Source organism: Bacillus haikouensis, from assembly GCF_013179555.1.
Taxonomy (GTDB): Bacteria; Bacillota; Bacilli; order Bacillales; family Bacillaceae_B; genus Rossellomorea; species Rossellomorea haikouensis_A.
Genome location: NZ_JABMCR010000227.1, coordinates 1 through 6,674 on the forward strand (window position 1 = coordinate 1; position 6,674 = coordinate 6,674).

General features: G+C 38.1%; 6 protein-coding genes and 1 pseudogene. 5 read left to right on the forward strand and 2 right to left on the reverse strand.

Features of this window, described 5'->3' with window-relative positions:
* Together HP456_RS17865 and HP456_RS17870 are read left to right on the forward strand one after the other, a co-directional pair.
* A pseudogene (locus HP456_RS17865) lies at positions 1-418 on the forward strand (hypothetical protein); the annotation flags it as partial.
* A gap of 105 nt (positions 419-523) precedes the next feature.
* Positions 524-1,954: a lipopolysaccharide biosynthesis protein gene (locus tag HP456_RS17870; protein ID WP_172253613.1), complete on the forward strand. Its 1,431-nt coding sequence runs from the start codon at positions 524-526 to the stop codon at positions 1,952-1,954.
* A gap of 489 nt (positions 1,955-2,443) precedes the next feature.
* Here HP456_RS17870 and HP456_RS17875 read toward each other — a convergent pair whose 3' ends face one another.
* Complete coding sequence (locus HP456_RS17875; protein ID WP_172253614.1) at positions 2,444-2,881, reverse strand: hypothetical protein; 438 nt, start codon at positions 2,879-2,881, stop codon at positions 2,444-2,446.
* Positions 2,882-3,098: 217 nt separating this feature from the next.
* Between HP456_RS17875 and HP456_RS17880 the strand changes: the two genes are divergently transcribed.
* The 3 genes from HP456_RS17880 to HP456_RS17890 all read left to right on the forward strand — a co-directional run bounded on the left by HP456_RS17880 (position 3,099) and on the right by HP456_RS17890 (position 5,957).
* Positions 3,099-4,220: an acyltransferase gene (locus HP456_RS17880; protein ID WP_172253615.1), complete on the forward strand. Its 1,122-nt coding sequence runs from the start codon at positions 3,099-3,101 to the stop codon at positions 4,218-4,220.
* 238 nt (positions 4,221-4,458) lie between these two features.
* The gene (locus HP456_RS17885; protein ID WP_172253617.1) at positions 4,459-5,499 is read left to right on the forward strand and encodes a DnaD domain-containing protein; all 1,041 of its coding nucleotides are present in this window, start codon (positions 4,459-4,461) and stop codon (positions 5,497-5,499) included.
* 137 nt (positions 5,500-5,636) lie between these two features.
* Entirely contained in the window at positions 5,637-5,957 is a 321-nt protein-coding gene (locus HP456_RS17890) for a hypothetical protein (RefSeq protein ID WP_172253619.1), read from the forward strand.
* Positions 5,958-6,046: 89 nt separating this feature from the next.
* On the opposite strand, the gene HP456_RS17895 is transcribed toward HP456_RS17890, so the two are convergent.
* The coding region (locus tag HP456_RS17895) for an SDR family oxidoreductase (RefSeq protein ID WP_172253621.1) at positions 6,047-6,674 on the reverse strand (628 nt) is incomplete at its 5' end.

A 6,674-nucleotide genomic window follows, 5' to 3' on the forward strand; every position in this document is an offset into this window, starting at 1 on the left:
AAAATTTCCAGATAGTATTTGTTGTAATAGAGGTCACTTAATTAAAAAAACATTTGAAAAAGAAATAGCTCCTTATAATCAATGGGTTCAAAACCCTTTGAATTTTGAAGGGCCTTCTAAATTAATTTGTCCTACAGGTGTTAGTGGGGTTCTATATCCTCCAAATTCTATAAATGAAGAAGTTTTCAATAAAACTAATATTAAAAAACTTTGTTTATATGCAGATGATTTATGGCTAAAAGTTATGGCTTTGAAAAACAATACAAAAGCCGTAAAAACTTCTTGTTTTCCTAGTGAACTAATAACAATTGATTCAAGTCAAATAGAGGCGTTAGCAAACAATAATGTGTATAATAATCAGAATGATAAACAACTAAGATTAATATTAGATAATTATTGTGTGGATTTTTCTGATTGAAACGAAAATATTAGTTTAGAAATAGAACAGGACTCTTGAGGCATTTTTATATGGAAGATCTATAATAAGTATTTAATAAATTAATACGTTTAGAGAAGGTTTAGTATGAATGACAATTTATTTAATAAATTCTTAAAATTTTCCTATGGGAGTTGGGTAGGATTATTACTAGGATTAGTTACTACAATGATAGTCACTAGGATTATATCCCCATCTGACCTGGGGAAAGCATCAATGTTTGATGTGTTTATACAAGTAGGAATGATATTAACCATTTTCGGAACAGATCAAGCCTTTGTGCGTTTTTTTTATGAAGAACACAAAGACCATAGAGGAACACTTTTATTTAATACCTTACGAATTCCAATCTTAACAACTTTGGTTTTAATAAGTATAATTTTTTATTTTTATAGACCTATCACTGTTTTTTTATTTGAAGCCGAAAGTTTACCTATGGCTTTTGTACTGGCTGCAGGGATATTAGTTCAAATATTACTAAGATTCGGTCAATTAGTAATTAGAATGCAACAAAAAGGAAATTTATATTCTTTATTACAAATATTCCAAAAGATTTTTAATCTTTTCTTTATTGGAAGCCTACTATACCTAATGGGTGCTGGGTTTGAAGTGTTGATTTTTTCCAAATTATTTACATTAATTGTATTGGTGGTAATAGCTATCTACTTTGGGAAAAATTATTGGAATATTAGTTACTGTAATAGGAAAGGGGCAATGCATTCACAGAAGGATATATTAAAATATGGCGCTCCTTTTGTATTAACGATATTCATATCTTGGTTATTTGAGGCTTTTGATAAAATTGCCCTTCGTAACTGGAGTACTTTTGAGGAATTAGGATTATATTCTGCTGCTATGCGTTTAGTAGCTTTAGTTTTAGTTGTTAGAACTACTTTTTCTACATTTTGGACGCCCATCGCATACGAACGTTTTGAAGAGCGTCCTGACGACAAAAAGTTCTTTTGGGCAATCTCAATTTTGGTTTCATATGTAATGTTTTTTGTTGCAATAGTAAGTATAATCTCGAAGGATCTTATAGTAGTCTTGTTAGGAAACAATTACAGTACTGCAGCAACAATTATGCCTTTTTTAGTTTTCATGCCCATTTTTTATACAATTTCGGAGACAACTGTTATAGGAATAAATTTTTATAAGAAAATAAATTGGCATATTTTTATTGCTGGAATATCATGTGTTTTTAATATAATGGGGAACTGGTTGCTCGTACCTAGTTATGGGGCTCTAGGAGCTTCTATTGCAACAGCCTTCTCTTACGTGATTTTCTTTACTCTTAGAACACATATTTCATTATTATACTATAAGGTGAATTATCCCTTAGTACGAATATATTTAATGGTAGTTGTTGTTTCGGTTTACGCTTTTATCTCCATAAACATAGAAAGTATATTAGGTAATGTTACGATAGGTTTTTTATCTCTATTTGTGTTGACTAGTGTCTTTTACAAAGACATTATATCTATTCTAAGAAATAGAAATGAACTCCTAGATAACAAATAATAAAAATTAGTGTAAATTAATAAAAGAAGCAGTATATATAAGGAGCCGATCGAAGTCGCGCTCAAATAATATTTATACCCCCTATTTTATTGAACCCGTTGATGGTTCTTAAAGGAATTAATCGCAGGTTTTGCGTAAGAATAGGTGTCTCTAGTTGATTATATAGAGATGCCTATTTTTTCAATTAGGCGTAATAATTGACTAGACACGCATTTCTTTCTTGAGTTAGGTGTTAAATGAACGATAAAGGTAATCCCATGCTTTACTTCAACCACTCTTACTATCGCACCATTTCCTGGAATACCAATAAATAAACATCATCACTTTTATCAATATTATTTCGTATACTCCATTCCCTACTAATTTTGAATGATTCTTAAGTTGTATATGGTGGAAACAGGAATACTTTATCCCATCGAAGAAACGAACGTTTTTTCCTGACTTTTACAGCAGGTTCCATGCTTTCTCCAACTCAGCGGCACATTTATTTCACAGTACCCCTTTCATACGGTTATCCGTCTTCCATCGAATTAAAAACAAAACATGAAAATAAACTTGAGCAAAAGTAAGCCATGATACGAATGCTGGAAAGTAAAAGTGAAACCCCAATGTTACATATGAAAATAGCAAACTTGAAACTGTGTAGACGAGCACTTGTATGAGGTAGCTGGTTTTGAAAATAGATAAAAATGATTTTTTGTATTTTAAGTTATCTGCAAGTAAAGTGGTCGGTATGCCTACAACGATATAGATAATGGCAACTATGAATGTATACAGTATATAGAAACTCGTATTGTACGCATAATTTTCACTATATGCTTGAGGGTCCGAGAAATAATCACTAAGTAAACTAATGGTAAGGGATAAAGGAGAAGATAGGATGATGGCCAGTAAGATGGTAAGAAAGTAATTTATTCTTCTTTTCATTTGATACTCCTCTCGAAATTGACGTTGATTCACGTTGTCTTGCCAACTAAATTGTACCATAGTATGGTAAATAATCTTCCATCTTCCACATTAAAATCCCATTTATTACAAGAATAAGCTGAATAAAAATTCCTATATTCGTTACGAAATTATGTTAATATACTATTTGGTATAATTTTATCTTACGTTTAATCTCATAACATAAAGGAGTTTCAAGTTGAAAGAATCAATATCATCTCAGAATAAGGCTTCCAAAAAGTATTTTTATGAATTGAATTTTGTACGTGCGATTGCTTGTTTACTAGTAGTAATGGTCCATGTGACGGCGAGGAATTATCACCTGAATGATCAAACGTTTAATTGGGCAACGATGTTCCTGAATCAGGTATCAAGACTCGGTACTCCGTTGTTTGCGATCATCAGTGGATTTCTTTTATATAATCAAGCAATCAATAGAGGGTTTCAAATTAACCGTTTTGTTTCGTCTCGATTTACGAAAGTGGTCATTCCATTTGTTGTATGGAGTTTCGTTTATATGATGATTAACTCCTATCGCTTCCCTTGGAGTGAGAATGGGCATGAACTGGGCGACTTTCTTACCTACTTTTTCTTAGGAGACGGCTATTACCATCTCTATTTCATGATGGTGGTGGTTCAGTTTTATATCCTGTATCCGTTTTTACAGTTATTAAAGTCGAAAAAGTGGATGATCGGCCTAACCATAATGGCCTTTTTCATCAATTATTTTCATATGAAAGGTCCATTAGATACCGGGAATGAGGTAGTAAATCTCTTTACTCATGACCGCTCATCTCTATTCTATTGGATTTTCTTCTTTATGATCGGCGGTCTTCTCGTTCATTATTGGGCTTACATCGTAAAGTGGGTCGAAGCAAATGCCAAGTTCTGTCTGCTTATCGCCTTGATGATGGTAGGAGTCGGAGTCTATGAATATCAGCAATTTGGTTTCTATTCTTCTACCAGGGTGACTAATCTGATCATCATGCCGATCTTCTTCGTTGCTTTAACAGGCGGCTATTTTCTGATGGGCAATCTCGAAAAAATAAGAAAACCAATCATTGAACTGGGCAACTTATCAATGGGGATCTATCTTGTTCACCCAATTGTACTGTATTTCATCCAGCAGCACGCTGCGTTCTTATTAGAAAGAACCCGTTGGATTCCGGTTGCATTCATATTAACCGTTCTTATCTCCATCCTCATCGTGAAACTTATTTACAAACTGCCGATGGGTCAGAATATTGTTACCGTTGCAGGCAAGAAGAAGGCAAAGAAAGCGAAAGTTCGCGGTGGTCAGCAGAATGAGGTCACAGCTTAAGAATAGGGACGGTTCTCGTCCTGCTTTTTACTTAAACAATGAAAAACAAGCGTCCAGTCAGGAGTAAGGAAATTAGTGCTTCTAAACAAACGTTTGTATAACCTCTCAAAACCCCGCCACAAAGCGACATGAAGGATTATACATACGTTTATTTAAAAAAATTTCATAACAGGGTATCCTTTTTCCACCTTTCTTTATATCTAGTAAGTGACTAGATATAGAAGGGTGGAATTTTTTTATGAAATCAGGATGCAAAGTAGTCGATCAGGTAGGGGAGATGAAGATCGAGGGGAATCTGGTTCCTCATTTATGGTACAAGAACATTACGTTTGCCAGCGGGAAGGCACATTTTGTGGCGATCACACTGCTGGCGGATATACTGTATTGGTATCGTCCGACATTGGTGCGGGATGAGAACGGTGATGTGATTGGGACACGGACGAAGTTCAAGGGGGATATGCTGCAGAAGAGTTACCAGGCGTTTTCCGATACATATGGGTTTTCGAAGAGACAGGTGAAGGAAGCGGTGGATTTCCTGGTGGAGAATCATTTGCTGATGAGGGAGTTCAGAACGATTACGACGTCGAGCATGGTGCTGAGCAATGTCATGTATGTGCAGCCTGTTGCCGGGAATGTGAATAAGGTCATGCACGAAAAGTACCATGTCAGTGAGTTGGTTTCCATTTGTCCTGATGATACGTTGGAACGTACCGGTACCCTCGCTTCAGAGGAGGGGCTGTCACGAAAGGAAGCAGGGGCACCTCCGGCGGGGGAGGGGACGTATACAGAGAGATCTTCAGAGAGTTCTTCAGAAATAAAAAATAAACAACAACAACAAAGCGCGTGTGAAGGTGCGGTGACATTTTTCAAAGAAAATGGATTCGGCAATATGGGATCGTATCTTGAGGAGAGGATCCGGATCTGGTGTGAAAAGCTGTCAGACAGCCTGGTGGTGGAAGCGATGAAGAAGGCTGTGGAACAGGGGAAGCAGTATTGGAGTTATGTGGACGCAATACTGATGAACTGGGAGCTGAATGATGTCCGGGACGTGAAGGATGCTCAGGAGAAAGAGTTCAGGAAGATGTATCGAAAGGTCGTTAAAGAAAAGAAGGTTGGCCAGCGGAGAAAACCGGTCCGGACGGAGAAGCTTCCGGAATGGTTTACGGATGGGCGGAGTACTGACGCTGAGGTTCAGGATGACGATTTTGAAGCGGAGAAGGCGAAGCTGGTGGCGGAGTTGAAGGAATTCACTGAGGGGAGGGCATATCTTTCGATGTAAGGGGAAGCGGTGATGCCAGGTGGTTCACGCTCAACCCCTGATTGGCCATGTGAAACAGAAAAAAATAAAAAATATTCCTCTCACGGTATCCTTTTGAACCGGCAGGATGTATATAGAAGGTAAAGGAGGAGATTACAATGTTTGATTCATCAATACTGGAACCGAATGGATTGATTCAGGAAACGAATTTTCGTCACACCGAAGATCTGCGGATTTATTTATGGATCCTTACGCACTCGAAGAAAGAAGCGGGATATGAGGGAGGGAGTTTTCTCGAAAAGGGGCAGTACATAGCATCGCTGGGCAATCTAAGAGATTATTTGTGGTTCTATAACGGTAAGAAAATAGACAGATACTCTGTATCCCGAATTCATCGCTCTATTAAGCGGCTCGAGAAGAAAGGGTGGATAAGGGGTGAGAAGATGCCGCGTGGGTATGTGTTTACGGTACTGCAGTGAAGGGGACGGGGGGGACAGGTCCCTCGTCCCACATTCAGAATCGGCCGACTGGTTTGGGACAAGGGACCTGTCCCCTTGTCCTACTTGAACTACCTCCCAAGCCATCCTCCATCAACAGCCGCCAAATGACCATGTACATAATTGGAAGCGTCCGAAGCTAAGTAGACGACGGTTCCTTTGAAGTCATCGGGTTCTCCCCATCGATCTGCAGGAATTCTATCAAGAATTTGTTTATTTCTGATTGGGTCGTCCAGTATGGCGGTGTTCATGTCTGTCGCAATATAGCCTGGGACGATCGCGTTTACGTTGACACCTTCTTTTGCCCATTCATTGGACAAAGCTTTCGTGAGTTGTGCCACACCGCCTTTTGCTGCTGCATACGCTGGGACGGTCAATCCTCCCTGGTAAGAAAGGAGAGAAGCGGTGTTAATGATTTTGCCTTCTCCTTTCGCAACCATGTAACGTCCTGCCTCCTGGCATAATAACCAGACCACTTTTAAATTAACATTTAGAACATCATCCCAATCGGATTCAGGAAAATCTACGGAAGGCGACCTGCGCTGAATGCCTGCATTGTTTACTAATATATCAATCTTTCCAAAAGCTGAAATGACATTGGGAATGGCAGCCTTCACTTCTTCTTCCTTTTCAAGATCACATGGAATAATCGAGCATTTCCTGCCAAGCTGTTCGATTTCTTCCTTCACATCCGTCAGT